15 protein-coding genes, 2 tRNA genes, 1 other RNA gene and 4 pseudogenes are annotated in these 15,443 nt (G+C 41.3%); 9 read left to right on the top strand and 13 right to left on the bottom strand.

Annotated elements, in window-relative coordinates:
- Position 1: 1 nt before the first annotated feature.
- The 6 genes and pseudogenes from uvrB to rplT all read left to right on the top strand — a co-directional run bounded on the left by uvrB (position 2) and on the right by rplT (position 5,399).
- Positions 2–1,982 (top strand): annotated as a pseudogene (gene uvrB / locus S3O_RS14600) (excinuclease ABC subunit UvrB).
- 96 nt (positions 1,983–2,078) lie between these two features.
- Positions 2,079–2,153, top strand: a tRNA-Val gene (locus tag S3O_RS0108765).
- A gap of 172 nt (positions 2,154–2,325) precedes the next feature.
- Positions 2,326–4,190: pseudogene (gene thrS, locus S3O_RS19870) on the top strand (threonine--tRNA ligase).
- Positions 4,191–4,258: 68 nt separating this feature from the next.
- Positions 4,259–4,771: pseudogene (infC, locus tag S3O_RS0108775) on the top strand (translation initiation factor IF-3); the annotation flags it as partial.
- 36 nt (positions 4,772–4,807) lie between these two features.
- Positions 4,808–5,002 carry a 50S ribosomal protein L35 gene (gene rpmI, locus S3O_RS16740; protein WP_010598738.1) on the top strand — a complete coding sequence of 65 codons (195 nt, stop codon included), beginning with the start codon at positions 4,808–4,810 and terminating at the stop codon, positions 5,000–5,002.
- A gap of 31 nt (positions 5,003–5,033) precedes the next feature.
- Positions 5,034–5,399: a 50S ribosomal protein L20 gene (rplT, locus tag S3O_RS0108780; protein ID WP_010598739.1), complete on the top strand. Its 366-nt coding sequence runs from the start codon at positions 5,034–5,036 to the stop codon at positions 5,397–5,399.
- Between the two features lie 80 nt (positions 5,400–5,479).
- On the opposite strand, the pseudogene recR reads toward rplT, so the two are convergent.
- From recR to S3O_RS14625, 10 genes and pseudogenes are all read right to left on the bottom strand, one after another.
- A pseudogene (gene recR / locus S3O_RS14610) lies at positions 5,480–6,087 on the bottom strand (recombination mediator RecR).
- A 37-nt stretch (positions 6,088–6,124) separates the two neighbouring features.
- Entirely contained in the window at positions 6,125–6,457 is a 333-nt protein-coding gene (locus tag S3O_RS0108790; protein WP_010598742.1) for a YbaB/EbfC family nucleoid-associated protein, read from the bottom strand.
- Positions 6,458–6,498: 41 nt separating this feature from the next.
- On the bottom strand, positions 6,499–7,692 hold the full coding sequence (locus S3O_RS14615; RefSeq protein ID WP_083827740.1) for a DNA polymerase III subunit gamma/tau C-terminal domain-containing protein: 1,194 nt from the start codon (positions 7,690–7,692) through the stop codon (positions 6,499–6,501).
- Entirely contained in the window at positions 7,595–8,137 is a 543-nt protein-coding gene (gene dnaX / locus S3O_RS19075) for a DNA polymerase III subunit gamma/tau (RefSeq protein ID WP_010598744.1), read from the bottom strand. The genes S3O_RS14615 and dnaX overlap by 98 nt, the downstream gene beginning before the upstream one ends.
- 129 nt (positions 8,138–8,266) lie before the next feature.
- Positions 8,267–8,363: signal recognition particle sRNA small type (gene ffs, locus S3O_RS16745), an RNA gene on the bottom strand.
- A gap of 239 nt (positions 8,364–8,602) precedes the next feature.
- Positions 8,603–8,716, bottom strand: coding sequence for a 4a-hydroxytetrahydrobiopterin dehydratase (locus S3O_RS20550; protein ID WP_083827741.1), 114 nt, complete (start codon positions 8,714–8,716; stop codon positions 8,603–8,605).
- Positions 8,662–8,814, bottom strand: coding sequence for a hypothetical protein (locus tag S3O_RS17815; protein WP_192805932.1), 153 nt, complete (start codon positions 8,812–8,814; stop codon positions 8,662–8,664). The genes S3O_RS20550 and S3O_RS17815 overlap by 55 nt, the downstream gene beginning before the upstream one ends.
- Before the next feature lie 145 nt (positions 8,815–8,959).
- Entirely contained in the window at positions 8,960–9,175 is a 216-nt protein-coding gene (locus S3O_RS19875) for a hypothetical protein (RefSeq protein WP_202798028.1), read from the bottom strand.
- A complete protein-coding gene (locus S3O_RS19880; protein WP_010598745.1) occupies positions 9,159–9,521 on the bottom strand; it encodes a phenylalanine 4-monooxygenase in 363 nt (120 codons plus the stop codon). Before S3O_RS19880 ends, S3O_RS19875 begins: the two co-directional genes overlap by 17 nt.
- Positions 9,522–10,010: 489 nt before the next feature.
- The gene (locus S3O_RS14625; RefSeq protein WP_202798029.1) at positions 10,011–10,706 is read right to left on the bottom strand and encodes a M15 family metallopeptidase; all 696 of its coding nucleotides are present in this window, start codon (positions 10,704–10,706) and stop codon (positions 10,011–10,013) included.
- A gap of 280 nt (positions 10,707–10,986) precedes the next feature.
- Here S3O_RS14625 and S3O_RS0108810 point away from each other — a divergent pair, with 280 nt between their 5' ends.
- Entirely contained in the window at positions 10,987–11,265 is a 279-nt protein-coding gene (locus tag S3O_RS0108810) for an ankyrin repeat domain-containing protein (protein WP_033227429.1), read from the top strand.
- Positions 11,196–11,390, top strand: coding sequence for an ankyrin repeat domain-containing protein (locus tag S3O_RS20555; protein ID WP_083827753.1), 195 nt, complete (start codon positions 11,196–11,198; stop codon positions 11,388–11,390). Before S3O_RS0108810 ends, S3O_RS20555 begins: the two co-directional genes overlap by 70 nt.
- Positions 11,391–12,025: 635 nt before the next feature.
- On the opposite strand, the gene S3O_RS0108815 is transcribed toward S3O_RS20555, so the two are convergent.
- Positions 12,026–12,403 carry a fluoride efflux transporter FluC gene (locus tag S3O_RS0108815; RefSeq protein WP_010598748.1) on the bottom strand — a complete coding sequence of 126 codons (378 nt, stop codon included), beginning with the start codon at positions 12,401–12,403 and terminating at the stop codon, positions 12,026–12,028.
- Positions 12,404–12,620: 217 nt separating this feature from the next.
- Positions 12,621–12,710: transfer RNA gene (locus tag S3O_RS0108820), tRNA-Ser, on the bottom strand.
- 185 nt (positions 12,711–12,895) lie between these two features.
- Between S3O_RS0108820 and S3O_RS0108825 the strand changes: the two genes are divergently transcribed.
- Complete coding sequence (locus S3O_RS0108825; RefSeq protein WP_010598749.1) at positions 12,896–14,476, top strand: peptide chain release factor 3; 1,581 nt, start codon at positions 12,896–12,898, stop codon at positions 14,474–14,476.
- A gap of 147 nt (positions 14,477–14,623) precedes the next feature.
- On the opposite strand, the gene S3O_RS0108830 is transcribed toward S3O_RS0108825, so the two are convergent.
- Entirely contained in the window at positions 14,624–14,965 is a 342-nt protein-coding gene (locus S3O_RS0108830; RefSeq protein ID WP_010598750.1) for a hypothetical protein, read from the bottom strand.
- Positions 14,966–15,443: the final 478 nt, after the last annotated feature.

Below are 15,443 nucleotides of genomic sequence, written 5' to 3' on the forward strand. Positions count from 1 at the left end.
GATGACGACTCCAAAATTGCGCTTAAAAGCAGAATTTTCACCTGCCGGTGATCAACCACAGGCAATTAACGCGTTAACACAAGGTCTTCGTGACGGTTTAGCTCATCAAACCCTTTTAGGCGTCACCGGTTCGGGTAAAACATTTAGTGTGGCGCATGTGATTCAGAACGTGCAAAGACCGACACTGATTTTAGCGCCGAATAAAACACTCGCTGCTCAGCTTTATGGCGAAATGTGTGATTTTTTTCCAGAAAACGCAGTGGAGTACTTTGTCTCGTACTACGATTATTACCAACCCGAAGCGTATGTGCCGACGACTGATACGTATATCGAAAAAGACGCCGCCATTAATGAGCATATTGAACAAATGCGTCTTTCTGCAACCAAGTCGCTGCTCGAACGACGCGATGTGATCATTGTTGCGACCGTTTCGGCGATTTATGGCTTAGGTGATCCCAATCTCTATTTAACGATGATGTTACATTTACGGCAGGGAGATAAAATAGATCAACGACAGATTCTGCGTCGTTTGGCTGAGCTCCAATATACACGTAATGATGCCGATTTTCGGCGTGCTACTTACCGAGTGCGTGGTGATATTATCGATGTTTTTCCAGCTGAGTCCTCAGAAGAAGCGGTGCGGATTGAGTTGCTCGATAATGAAATTGAACAACTGAGTTATTTTGATCCACTCACCGGGAAACGTATTCGTACGTTACCTAGGCTAACGATTTAAGCGCATTCTCAAGACCATCGATGAAATTAAAGTCGAACTGAGTGCACGGTTAGCACAATTGAAAGAGGCCAATAAACAGGTTGAGTATCAACGTTTAGAACAGCGTACGCAGTTTGATATTGAAATGCTGTTAGAGTTAGGTTATTGCAACGGGATTGAAAATTATTCACGCTATTTATCCGGACGTGATTCTGGACAGCCCCCACCCACTTTATTGGACTATCTTCCGCGTGATGGATTACTCATTATTGACGAATCCCATGTCACCATTCCGCAGTTAGGTGCCATGTACAAAGGAGATCGTTCGCGTAAAGCCAATTTGGTGGACTACGGTTTTCGTTTGCCCTCGGCGCTGGATAATCGTCCTTTACAATTCCAAGAGTTTACCGACTTTGCATTGCAAACCATTTATGTTTCAGCCACCCCGGGTCCTTACGAGTTAGAACACTCAGGCCAAGTTATCGAACAAGTGATCCGACCAACGGGGTTACTCGACCCACAAATTGAAGTGCGACCGGCGACGACGCAAGTCGATGATTTACTGTCGGAGATTCACCAGCGAACGGCACAAAATGAGCGAGTGCTCGTCACAACGTTGACTAAACGTCTTGCTGAAGATTTAACAGAATATCTCACTGAACATGGTATTAAAGTACGTTATCTACATTCGGACATCGATACAGTGGAACGAGTTGAAATTATCCGTGATTTACGATTAGGCGTGTTTGATGTTCTGGTGGGCATTAATTTGCTTCGTGAAGGACTTGATATGCCTGAAGTGTCGTTAGTCGCGATTTTGGATGCGGATAAAGAAGGCTTTTTACGTTCTGAGCGGTCATTGATTCAGACGATTGGTCGCGCTGCACGCCATGTCCAGGGAAAGGCGATCCTATACGCAGATCGGATAACGGGATCTATGGAGCGCGCGATCAATGAGACACAGCGCCGGCGCGAGAAACAACAGGCGTATAATAAAAAACGAGGCATTACGCCCAAGGGAATTACCAAAGCAATTAAAGACATTCTCGAAGGTGCGCGCAGCGAGAGTAGGTTGCAGACAGATGCTCAGGCAAAGGACACGCTTGTCAATGATGTGAGCGCATTGACGCCTAAAGCGCTGGCTAAGCAAATCAAGCAATTGGAAAAAGAAATGTTACAGCACGCTAAAAATCTTGAATTTGAAGAAGCGGCCAAACGACGAGATCAGCTTAAAAAGCTCAAAGAAAAATGGATCGGATTGGATTAGGAGTTGCATCCTGAAAATAACAATGTTATTTTTGTGGCCGCGATTTTAGAGGAAGACAGTGCCTGACTGTTTTCTTATAATGCCGTGATCAACTGTAGGCACGTAGCTCAGTGGTAGAGCACCACCTTGACATGGTGGTGGTCGGTGGTTCGATCCCACTCGTGCCTACCAATTTTTGAATGGGCCTTCTTAAAGACATCTAGATTTCCGTTCTCAAGGAATGTCTATTACCACTATTTAGGGTATTTCCACAATGCAGGTGTTGGGTAGAATAGGATGGAAAAAAAGAAATGTCTTAAGAATCAATGCCAGAGCGCATTAATATTGTTCGAACAAGGTTTTTATGCCCACAATTCGCTTACCTGACTCAACAGAACTTACCTTTGCTGAACCGGTTACCGCACAACAGGTGGCGGAGAAAATCAGTCCGCGCTTAGCGCGGGCGGCGTTGGCAGCAGAAGTCAATGGCCAGAAGGTGGATCTTTCTTATCGAATCACAACCGATGCCAAGATACGTCTCTTGACAGAACGTGATCCGGAAGCGCTTGAAATTTTACGCCATTCAGCCGCCCATTTATTGGCGCACGCGGTTAAACAACTTTTCCCTCAGGCACAAGTTACCATCGGGCCAGTGATTGAGAATGGTTTTTATTATGATTTTGCTTGTCAACAACCCTTTACTCCCGAAGACCTCATTCGTATCGAGCAACGTATGCACGCTTTAGCGCAACAAGCGATTCCAGTGCAACGTTATACGTTATCAAGAGAGAAAGCGATCGAATTTTTTCGTCATCATAATGAAGTTTATAAAGCGGAGATTATTACAGCGATCCCGGAAGGCGAAACGTTATCATTGTATCAACAAGCGGATTTTACCGATTTGTGTCGTGGGCCGCATGTCCCAAATACGCGGCATTTGAAGGTGTTTAAACTGACGCATGTGGCGGGTGCTTATTGGCGAGGTGATGCAAAAAATGAGATGTTACAACGTATTTATGGAACGGCCAACTGGCTGAGGCCGAAAAACGCGATCACCGTAAGTTAGCGAAGCAATGTGAGTTATTTTATTTGCTCGAAGAAGCACCAGGCATGGTTTTTTGGCAACCCAAAGGTTGGACACTTTACTGCTTAATCGAACAATATATTCGTGCAGCGTTGGCCGAGTCGGGTTATCAAGAGATCAAAACACCGCAACTTTTGACGCGTCAATTATGGGAAAAGTCAGGTCATTGGGATAAGTTTTTCAAAGAAATGTTTACCACGGCGAGTGCCGAGAAAGCAGAGTTTTCCTGGCCATATCTTGCTTTTTAATCAAGGTCTTAAAAGTTACCGTGATTTGCCACTGCGTTTAGCTGAATTCGGCTCGTGTCATCGCAATGAACCCTCTGGATCGTTACATGGGTTTGATGCGGGTGCGTAATTTTGTCCAAGACGATGCGCATAACCGAGGCACAAATCCAGAGCGAAGTCAGTGATTTTATTGATCTGCTACAACGTGTTTACACCGATTTTGGATTTACGGACATTTTACTTAAACTCGCGACCCGTCCGGAAATGCGGGTCGGTTCTGAGGAAAGCTGGGATAAGGCGGAACAAGCACTGGCCCAGGCACTCGATGAAAAAAGGCTCCAATGGGTCTATTCGCCTGGTGAAGGTGCCTTTTATGGTCCTAAACTTGAGTTTTCATTGAAAGATTGCTTAGGTCGTGTCTGGCAATGTGGGACCATTCAGGTCGATTTTTCCATGCCGGGCCGTCTTGGGGCAGAATATATTACTGAAATTGGGGAGCGTAAAACCCCAGTGATGCTCCATCGAGCGATTTTAGGCTCAGTAGAGCGTTTTATTGGTATTTTGATTGAGCACTATGCTGGACATTTTCCAGTTTGGCTTGCACCGATTCAAGCAGTGGTTCTCACGATTACCGATAAACAGAGCCTTTATGCCCAAGAAGTCTTAGAAAAGCTCAAAAAACAAGGTCTAAGAGTGGCTTTGGACTTGAGAAATGAGAAAATAGGTTTTAAAATCCGCGAGCATAGTTTGAAAAAAATACCCTACCTGTTGGTTATCGGTCAAAAAGAAAATGAGACCCAACAGATAAGCGTTCGTAGACAAACGGGCGAGGATTTGGGTAGTATGTCTGTCGATGTATTTTGCCAGCGAATTCAGCAGGCGATTCTACAATATGGTCGAATTGATGCGGAGAAATAATTATTAGTAACGAAAGAACGACTCAGTCGGGGGGTAAGCCCGGCGGCTATCAGTCCAAGTATGGCAATAACAAGAAAGTACGGGTAAATGGCGAGATTCGGGCTCCCCAAGTTCGTCTGATTGGTCCTGAGCGCGAACAGCTCGGCGTGGTTTCCTTAGCGAAGGCTTTATGTCAAGCCGAGCAGGTCGGCCTCGACCTCGTTGAAATTGCACCGACGGCGGTACCGCCTGTGTGCCGAATTATGAATTACGGGAAGTACCTTTTTGAATTAAGTAAACAAAAGACCGCTCAAAAAAAGAAGCAAAAACGGACGCAATTAAAAGAAATCAAATTTCGGCCCGTAACCGAAGAAGGGGATTATCAGGTCAAGCTACGCAACCTGATACGTTTCCTGCAGCAGGGAGATAAAGCGAAAATCACTGTGCGTTTTCGTGGACGTGAGATTACTCATATTCATTTGGGCGCTAAGCTCATTGAACGTCTCGAAACCGACTTAGCTGAGTATGCAGTGATTGACGATAAACCCAAAATGGAAGGGCGACAGATGGTTTTAGTCATCAGCCCTAAAAAAACAAAGTAGCGCAATTTAATCAAAGCAAATGCGGAGTACACTCTTATGCCAAAATTGAAGACCCACAAAGGGGCGGCGAAGCGTTTTAAGCCTACAGCAAAAGGCTATAAATGCGCGCAATCGCACCATAACCATATTCTGACAAAAAAAGATAGCAAGCGTAAACGCAATTTACGTTCCACCAACCTAGTCCATGTAAGCGATGTCAACTCCGTTGACCGCATGTTACAAGGTTCTTAATAATACGTATGACGAGAAGAGGTCTTAAATAATGCCAAGAGTAAAACGAGGGGTGACTGCCCGAGCCCAACATAAAAAAGTGTTAAAAGCTGCAAAAGGGTACCGAGGCGCACGCAGCCGTGTTTTTAGAGCTGCAACGCAAGCGGTTGTAAAAGCAGGACAATATGCATATCGCGATCGAAAACAGAAAAAACGTGATTTTCGTGCATTGTGGATTGTGCGAATTAATGCTGGTGCACGTGAACAAGGGATGTCTTACAGCCGTTTTATTGCCGGTTTGATTAAAGCAAAAATACCCCTTGATCGAAAAATATTGGCTGATTTAGCGACTGCCGACAAAGCGGCATTTTGCCAACTGGTTGAAAAAGCGAAGCAAGCTTTAACCGCTCCTCAATAAAGCGGGCCATCAAAACGGACTCTCGCGCAAATAATCTTGATTTTAGCGTGAGGGTTCAAATTAATTCATCAGTAAGTTTTTTATTCCTGTTCGATTAGAACTCGAGCGTTGAGAGAGCGACTGAGCGTATTACCGTCAATAAATTCTAATTCACTACCCATCGGCACACCGTGTGCAATCCGACTGACTTGAATACCGTAATGGTTAGCGCATTCTGCTAGGTAATGTGCGGTGGCTTCGCCTTCTACAGTGGGATTTGTGGCTAAAATCACTTCGCGTGGAGGATTCACTGTTAAGCGCTGTATAAATTGTTGAATCCCAATTTCTTCGGGTCCAATCCCATCTAGAGGTGATAAGCGTCCCATCAAAAACAAAATAATAACCCGAATAACTCGCCGTTTGTCCAATCGCCATGACATCAATGGGAGTTTCCACCACACATAATAAGTCCTGATCACGATTGGGGTTAGCGCAGAGTGCACAAAGAGGCACTTCGCTTAAGCTGCGACACGTGTGTACAATGACCGACTTCACGGATAGCTTGATCTAAAATTTGAGCTAAAGCGAGGCCTTCTTTGCGTGCTCGTTCTAACAAATGAAATGCCATCCGTTGTGCAGACTTAGGCCCGACACCCGGTAAACAGCGCAGTTGTGCGATTAATTGCGTGATCAAGGGACTAAAGGTCATGCATTTTCCTTGTCTGAAGCCGATAAACAGCTTACATTTATTTGTCTTCTGGTAGTGAACCTTCTTTAAACTGATTCTGAATTTGCGCCGTCAAATCACCCAGTTTTTTACGGGAAGCTTTTTCAATTTTTTGAATGGCATCATTGAACGCTGCGGCTAATAATTCTTCAATAAAGTCTTTTTCTTCCTTAAGTAAGGAGGGATCTAGCCAAATAGACTTAACTGTATGGCGACCGTCCATATCTATCTTAACTAAACCGCCACCGGCTTCACCTGTAACAAATACTTTACTGAGCTCTTCTTGTGCCGCTTGCATTTGATTTTGCATCTCTTGCGCTTGCTTTAAAAGATTATTTAAATCAACTTTCATAATTATTTTCCTCTTTAAGATAGTAACGTTTCAGAAAAATCTTAGGTTTCATCGAGTAATTCAATCGACTCAGGCCGTATTGTAGTATCAAACGTATTCATAATCTCCTGCACAGTGGGATCATTCTCGAGTATTTTGGTGGTTTGTTGAATACGCTGATCTTTTTGCCGTGCCGCATAGCGCGCCGGGGTTAATAGTGTTTCGAGACCCAACTGGATGGTGAGTGAAACGGGATGCTCAAAATGTTCAGTCAACGCTTGCCGTAGTTTTTGTTCTTGGTTTTGCGTTTGTAGAGCGGCTTGCTTCGGATCCAGCCATAATAAAACCTGTTGTCCGGCAATTGGTTTTTGCAAAACACATTGTTGCGCTAAAGCCGCCGTGAGCCCAGTTAATTTTAACACTTTTAATAAATCAATCCAGGCTAATAAACAGGAGTTCGCTGCCAAATGATTGTTTGTCTCCGCCAAGGCAGTCGGTGGCGATTGAGCCTGTCTGGAAACGGTTAAGGGTTTCTCGGTGACTTTTGAATGAGACATTAGGTTGGCTTGAGGCGGAGGTGTTTGAAGCGAGCGTGGCGTGATTGACGAGCCCTTTTCAAGGATTTGATTCGGTTTGAACGCGAGCAGACGTAGCACCATCATTTCAAAAGCAAGACGAGGGCTTGGTGCTAACGCCAAATCATGCCGGCTCATCTGTACGATTTGGTAATACAGCTGTGTATCTTCGGCCGCGAGATGTTGGGCGAGGCGCTGTGTGGTTTCATCGATCTGAACGAGTGTTACCGGCAAGGTTTGAATTAATGCAATTTGATGTAATTGTTCAAGTAAGGCCTCCATGACTTGATTATAATCGACCGCTTGCGTATGAATCGCTTCAACGGCAGACCATAATGATTCAACTTGCTCAGTCAACAGGGCAGACAATAACTGCTGAAGATCGGTTTTTGCAATGCAACCTAATAACTGTTGAATATCTGCTGTGTGAATCCCTTGTGGTGCATAAGCAATTGCTTGGTCTAATAAGCTTAAGGCATCGCGTACGCTGCCTTGTGCCGCGATGGCCAGTTGGTGGACGGCTTCGTCCTCATAAGGAACCGCTTCTTTTTTTAACACCCAGGTTAAATGTGCCGATAGCGCCTCATTGGTGAGCGCTTTTAAATGAAACTGTAGACAGCGTGATAAAATGGTTGCAGGTAAACGTTGGGGGTCGGTTGTTGCCAATAAAAAGACTAACATGCGCCGGCGGCTCTTCTAATGTTTTGAGTAACGCATTAAAACTGTGCGTAGAGAGCATATGCACTTCGTCAATCAAATAAATTTTATAGCGTCCCTGACTGGGCGCATAGTGAACATCGGCTAATAAATCACGGGTATCTTCAACACGTGTCCGCGAAGCGGCATCGACTTCAATTAAATCGGCAAAGCGACCGGCTTGAATGGCTTGGCAGGCGACACAGTGGCCACATGGTTCGGCACTCATTTGAGTTTGGCAGTTTAGACACTTCGCCAAAAGACGAGCAAGACTGGTTTTCCCAACGCCACGCGTGCCGGTAAAAAGATAAGCATGGTGAATGCGTTGTTGTGCGAGCGCATTTTGCAAAATGCGACACGTAGAAGCTTGACCAACCAACTCACTAAAAGATTGTGGCCGATATTTTCGAGCCAGAACTTGATAACTCATGATCAGGAGCCTTCAATTGTGTTCAACCAAAAAAATCGTTTTTCGTTAGATAGCGCCATTGAGCGCCAATTTTTTCGGTCAGTGTCTTGAAAAAACAGTTACTTTCATCGTTTATACAAGTGGTGGCAGTTACACCAGCCACACCCCGGCACCCGCATCCACAACTACCGCTGCTTCCTTCCGGACCTGACGGGGTTCATTGCTTTGCGCTGCGGAGGGACCGATATAACCACCATATGAAGAAGGTGAGAGTATCTGCCTGTGTTCAAAAAAGCTATCTTAAACTAAGATGAAAAAGACAACGATGCACAACCAAACCATACTTAGCTTGCCTTCAGGACAAGATTATAGAGACCTCCTCTGAGAATAACAATCCCACACCGGTGTTTTTCAGAAAAAAACCATCTTTATACAGGTGCTTTCCTCGAAGTGTCTCACTCAACGGAATGTGTGTTCTGTTATAAACTAGCGATACGCTCTTGTATAAGCATCGATTGTACTCGCTAAAATAAAGTCACGTGTGCTTAATCCGGCGATTTCGTGAGTCCAGAGGGTGACACGACAATACCTCCATCCCAAACATAAATCAGGATGATGATTTTTTTTTCAGCGATCTGGCTGATGGCCTGGGCAAAATTCAATGCCTGTATAAAATCAGGGAATACATAATCATACAAAGATAGCCTTGGGCATTGATTTGCCAACCACTTTATAGTTGTGCGAAAAAGGAAGCAATTTGTGTTGGAGCTAAAGGTTGTATCGTTAGGTTGTATCGTTTCTTGACGAGGTGTGCTAGATGGGTCGGTAAAGATGTCATAAAAATTACCTCAAGTTGATATCAATTCTTGTGGTGAAGTAAAGCACCTTCTGCGATGAAGTGAGTGCATAATTCGCCTCAGCACGCGAAGAAATAAGACCGGCTCCATAAATTCGGAGCCCTTGTCCCGTTTGTATTAAACCAAACTCAATGTAAACCAATAAAACGTCGTCATAAACTTGGCTAAACCGTGTTCGATAGCTTCTAACCCTTTTTTCCAAAAAGTTGCATAAAGTCAGCAAGTTGCGGATCGAGTAGAAGAGGGACATGCCCAAATACATCGTGAAAAATATCTGGGGCTGCAAGATATTCTCGCTCATGGGGCCGACGGATAAAACAAGTACTGGGAAATTGTCGATTCGCTAAAAAGTGAAAAAATAAATCTTCAGGAATCAAGCCTGTGACCGGTATAATTGAAAAACCCGTCGCTTTTTTTAATTTAGTATTCAGTTCAGTAAACTTTGGAATGTTAGAACTCAGAGTGAGTGTTTTTATTCCTTGTCTAACCTGTTCTGCGGCGTGTGTTATTAAGCGTCTCGCTTTGTTTTTGATAGAGCCAACCCTCAAGTTTGATGGTCTTCGTCAGTACATTTTTCCCACTGTTCAATCGTTACCATCGGGTGATTACAATCGTAAGTTGATATGATTTACCTATCATTTTGGATAAAAAGTGATTAAGAAAAAACGATTAATAAGAAAAGGCGTCAGAACACTAATAAGAAGGAAAGATAATCGGGATAGAAAAAAAGAGAAGAAGTAGAAAACTAAGCGAGTAAATGTTTAACGTAGACAACATAATAAATTCCAAATCAGTTTTGCAAAAGGATAAATTAAAAAAGAGTTTAAGAAAGGATAGCCAGGCAGCATAAAGACTCCGTATTGTTTTGCTATATAAAGAGATATATTTATTTAAATGGATTTTTAATCCATTATCAAAGACGTTATAGAGTGGGTATTTTGTGTGAATTTAAATCATTTTAAGCTGCAATTTTAGAAGCTATTTATTAGATCGTGAATAGTTTTTTGTTTTTCAGCAGAAAAATCATTGTTTGTTGACTATCGACGAATCTGTTGGACACAGTCAATCCGTTTTTGGTTTGGATCAGGTTGTGTCGATTTTGAGAAGCACTCCTGATAACGTTGTACATATTGATTGAATGTTTCGTGCGCGACTTCAGAAGATTGATGACTGAGGTCCTCTACAAAAGCCGTGCTTCCCACTTCAAAATGTTGATAATCAATCGGTGAGTCCCATTCTCCTCCCCAAGTTAAAAAACCATATTGGGCGAAAATATTGATAACGGATTCGGCCATTCCAGGACGTGGATCTTTGTTTGGAAGAATCGTGCGCCGATTGATAAACCGCTCAGCACTAGATGGAGGCAATATCTTGGCTGTACCGGTGTCCGGAGTAAAAGAGAGATACGGACTTTGGATAGGATTGATATCAATCGCAAGCCCGTAGGCATGCTTAGACCAAGTTGTACCGCCTGTGATGGCACGACCATTAAAAGCCGAGGTGTTATTATCGGCCATAGCCGCTTGATCATTACCTTGATAATTTTCCATCACGATGGCTTTATGAATAGGAAAGCGTTGTTTGAATAGCTCAGAAAAAAGTGCTTCGGTGTGTTTTGCCACGGCATCCAAGACGACAATATTGCCTATTTCTATCAAGCCATGGAAATTAATATAGTTAAAGCAAACACGACGGAGACGTTCACAGCGAACCGGATTATTTTTTGTTAGCACACCCTTATTTGCATAGCGGCACATTCATTTGGAGAAAGCCGATAAATAGCGGCATATGCGTAAGTAGATATGAAGAAAAGTACGCTCATTAAAAGAAAGCGTGAATAGCGAACAACAGAGTACATTTTACTACCTATTTTCTTGATCATAAGTATATTAATTATATTGAAATTGATAAACTTTATCTATTGCTTTTATTTTTGAAATAAAATACTGAGTTGTATACTATATTTTTATATTATAAGCCCATTATAAAATAATAAAAATTAATATGTGAGCTATGTTAGAAAATATACGTTCTTTGTTTAATACTATTGAAAATGATGATTTAACGAGGGTCAAAACGGTATATCATAAGGTTAAAAATATAAATGAAGTAGCTGCAGCGGGTTTCAATGCCTTAACGAGAGCGGTTAAAAAAAGTAATATTGATATAATAAAGATGCTTATAAAAGAACAAAAAAACGTGGGGAATCGAAGCTTAATGAGATTCATCCGAGATCTGGTTGGGGAGTTTTACATCATGCCGTTGCGGCAGGTCAAGATAAAACAGTTTTAGCTACCCTGATTGAACAAGGAGCGGAAGTTGATCTAAAAGATGGAAAAGGTAATACAGTATTACATTATCTTGCCAAATCAACTTGTTATAGCGATGACGCAAAGAAAATATTGCAAAATTTCTAATAAGCAAAGAAGCTAGTCTTCTTACGTCCTGTAACAAATTAGGTGATACGCCTTTTGAAAGTGTTGTTCATACCAAGCAAAATGAAAAACTTATTGCCTTCTTTATAAAAAAGGTATTTCAGGATCTTCCTCCAAGCCAAACTTTATTAAAAGTAATCAAGAACTTCAGTTAAAACTTGATCATTCTGAAAACATACCCCCTATGAATTTACACCAATCATGGTTTAATATAAAACAACAGTCTTCATTTGAAGATTTAAAAATTGAAAAGCAAGCTGAATTTCAATCAATAGTGAGGAAAAATTAAAATAACGGTTAATTCTAATTTTCTTATGATATAAATAATGATTTATAATAAATGAATAAAAATTATTTTTATTTTAAATAAAAAGTTTTAGTGTTCTTTTCTTAACTATATTTAAGCTAAGAAATCTTAAAGAAAGAATTGCTATTCATCTTAGTCCACCATATAGATCCGATTTTCACCATAGCTTAAACAAACAGTGGTTGAGGAATATCCTAAAGTCAGTGGCTAGGATGAAGGTCATTTATAAGTACTGTTTTTTTGCTAATGTTGATTAATTGTTATTTCATCATAATGTAATGCAAGCCACTGAGTATGATCCTGTTTTTATCTAAAACAGAAACCGAAAAAACTTTAAGCCAATAAAAAAGAAGATTAAACTGAGAGCAACACTTAAAAAAATATAAGTCATCGCTAAGAGCCATTGATTTTTTTCAAAGAGCAGACCCACTTCCAAAGCAAAAGCAGAAAAGGTAGTAAACCCACCGAGGAATCCAGAAATCCAAAAATAGCGGGCATGTTCTGAGGCAGACCAAACAGATCCCATCATAGCGGTAATCAGACCCATGAGAAAACAGCCTAAAATATTTATAAATAAGATAGGAAATGGAACTCCCCAAGCGTTGTCGATCAATAATTTGCTGAGTGCAACACGAGTCATTGCACCGAGTGCGCCACCCAAGCCAATCGCTAGATAATGTAAAAACATGGCTACCCCCCGAATAGTAAATCACATCAAACCTAATCTCTAGAAAAAATAGACTTATTGCTAAGATGTACCGTTTTTTTTGAAAAAGTGATGAATGATTAAAATAGCTTAAATATTAATTTTAGGGGAAACAAGTGGCTTGTTTTGTATAAATCAGTGAGCCTGTAAACTACATCAGAAAAGAACGCGTATGGAGATGTCAAGGATGGACGTAATCTGGCGGAGAGGGCGGGATTCGAACCCGCGGTAGGGGTTAACCTACACACACTTTCCAGGCGTGCTCCTTAAGCCGCTCGGACACCTCTCCTAAATATGAGGCTGCCAGGTTAAACTAGAATCGTTTATTTGGCAATATCGATTTGGGAATCGATAGGGTGATGTATGCCGCGGTTGTGTTGAATACAAAAATTTAAACTTTAATGACTCAGTCGTGTAGAATACCCGGATTCACCCTACTTTTTATTATAAAACGGTTAAGACCGGCTTAAATCTATGTCAGCGCACCTCAATTTTCCACAATCTCGGCGAACGTTTGCAATTATCTCTCACCCGGATGCCGGTAAAACCACGCTCACTGAGAAATTATTGCTGTTAGGCGGTGTTATTCAGCTGGCCGGTACCGTTAAAGCACGTAAGGCCTCACGTCATGCGACATCGGATTGGATGGCCTTGGAGAAAGAACGCGGAATTTCAGTGACGACTTCAGTCATGCAATTTCCCTATCAAGATTGTTTGTTTAATTTACTCGATACGCCCGGCCACGCTGATTTCTCAGAAGATACGTACCGAACGTTGACTGCGGTGGATTCTGCATTGATGGTGATTGATGCCGCTAAGGGGGTTGAGCCGCGTACCAAGAAATTGCTTGAGATTTGTCGTTTACGCCGGATTCCTATTATTACGTTTATTAACAAAATGGATCGCGAAGCGCGTTCACCGATTGAATTACTCGATGATATTGAATCCAATTTGGAGATTCAATGTGCGCCAGTGACTTGGCCGATGGGGATGGGTAAGCAGTTTAAAGGAACCTACCATTTAACTGAAAATCAGGTTTGTTTTTATGTGCCATCGAGTCACTTACGTAAAAAAGAAGCACGTATTTTTACAGGGTTCGATCATCCTGAAGTACGCGCGCAAATGGGCTTGCTTTGGGAGGAATTCCAGGAAGAGTTGACATTAGTCCAACAAGCTTGTCCAAAATTTGAAGAAACGCGTTACCGTCAAGGAGAACAAACACCCGTTTTTTTTGGTTCAGCGATTAACAATTTTGGTGTGCAAGCGCTTCTCGAGGCGTTTGTCCAATTTGCGCCGGATCCTCAGCCGCGTGAAACCGATACACGATGGGTCCAACCAGAAGAAAAAACCTTAAGTGGATTCGTTTTTAAAATACAGGCGAATATGGATCCTGCACATCGGGATCGGGTTGCTTTTTTACGGATTTGTTCAGGAAAATACACCCCGGGAATGAAGCTCTACCAAGTTCGTACCGGACGTGAACTAGCGATTAGCCATGCTTTGACGTTTATGGCCGGTGATCGCAGTCATACTGAAGAGGCGTATCCAGGAGATATTATTGGTTTACATAATCATGGAACCATTCAAATAGGTGATACGTTTACTGAAGGAGAGTGTCTCAAATTCAGTGGTATTCCTGCGTTTTCTCCGGAGTTATTTCAACGCGTGCGTTTGAAAGACCCACTTAAATCTAAGGCGTTATTAAAGGGATTATTGCAACTTTCCGAAGAAGGGGCCATTCAAGTGTTTCGTCCTTTAGCAAGTAATGACCTCATTTTAGGCGCAATTGGTTCCTTGCAATTTGATGTTGTGGCGTATCGATTGAAGTTTGAATATAAAGTTGAGTGTGTGTATGAGTCGATTAATGTGGCGCTTGCATGTTGGGTGTATTGTGCAGAAGCCACGACACTGGAAGAATTTAAACAAAAAGCATTTATTCACCTTGCTCTCGATAATAAAAACGAGTTAACTTACCTTGCTCCAAGCCGTATTAATTTGAATTTGACTAAAGAACGTTGGCCCACCGTAACCTTTTCTCAATTGAAAGAGTTGTAATTGAGGGGGTATGAATAATAAACGATATGCGCGGCGAAGGACGGAAATCGCTATCTGAAAAGATTGGTTTGGTAAAAAGAATTAATGATGGAAGTTATTCAACGAAAAGCAGAATAACTTCCAATCGTCCTTATTAGGAGAGATTCACTAAAGCGAATCCTGTTCTCTTCTTATCAGCGTGGCTCGAGCACCGTTGTCAATATTTTCTTCTTTTATAAGCCGATATAGGTTCTTAGCATAGGGATGATCAGCTTCCTTTAAGTTTGCACTCAATTCAGCTGTCTTTTGTATACTCTCAAGAAAATCCTTGTTAAAAATTTTATTGTTTGAACTAAAAAAGCGCCAGGTCTTTTTAAAATCAATATCATGATTAGGAGTGCTGTTTTTAGCTTCTTTAACCCAAATCGCAACCAGGTTTTTTAGATCAGTATCATTTAAATTCTTATCATTTAAGCTTTTATTAATTATTTTTAGAAGTATGTTAATCATCTAGGTTTGTTTGTTCATATACTTTGATTTTTCTATAATTGATTTGCTCAATTATTATATTGGGTGGGTTGCGTAGAAGAATTATGCAATTAGTTTAAAAACATGAGCGTACCTTTTTTATTTTTATTATTAATCGGAAGTGCATTATATTAATAATGAATAAATATATTTATATTAGATATATAAATAGTATAAATTGATCAAAATTTTCTAGAAAAGATAATTTTTTTCAGAAAATATTTATTTCAGTTATTCTGAAATTAACAAGAGAGTAAGATAAATTTACAATAAAAATCAAAAAATATTTAAATAAAATTTTCATTGAATGAATTAAATTAATATTTCGTTAATTTTCTTTCGGTACGCTACGCAGAAATTTTATAGTATAAAAATTTAAAATTATGAATATCAATATATGACCAAAATAATCAAAAAGCGTGTAAAAAGAAAAAGGATGCCGTTACTCAGTAAACGGCTT

The organism is Rickettsiella massiliensis 20B (assembly GCF_000257395.1).
GTDB lineage: Bacteria > Pseudomonadota > Gammaproteobacteria > Diplorickettsiales > Diplorickettsiaceae > Diplorickettsia > Diplorickettsia massiliensis.